Annotated in this window: 1 rRNA gene; it reads right to left on the bottom strand. The window is 44.9% G+C overall.

The annotated features are described in order from the left end of the window. Positions 1–205: 205 nt before the first annotated feature. Positions 206–256: ribosomal RNA gene (locus tag JOY50_RS28800) — 16S ribosomal RNA — on the bottom strand; the annotation flags it as partial.

A 256-nucleotide genomic window follows, 5' to 3' on the forward strand; every position in this document is an offset into this window, starting at 1 on the left:
TGAAACTGGTGTTCAGTCTATTTCTATCACATATCCGAATTTTTAAAGAACGATCTGACAAAAGTCAGAAATCAACATTCGAAGCGAATGCTCATTTCCAAGTTCTGATCAGGAACAACGCTAGACCTGCAGGAGGTCTTGATCGTCTTCAACCATGAATCAAGCAATTCGTGTGGGAGCTCATCAGCAGGCTGATGTCGTCGATTAAGGAGGTGATCCAGCCGCAGGTTCCCCTACGGCTACCTTGTTACGACTT

Origin of the sequence: Pseudomonas sp. BP01 (assembly GCF_022760795.1) — a bacterium.
In the GTDB taxonomy this organism is placed as follows: domain Bacteria; phylum Pseudomonadota; class Gammaproteobacteria; order Pseudomonadales; family Pseudomonadaceae; genus Aquipseudomonas; species Aquipseudomonas putida_Q.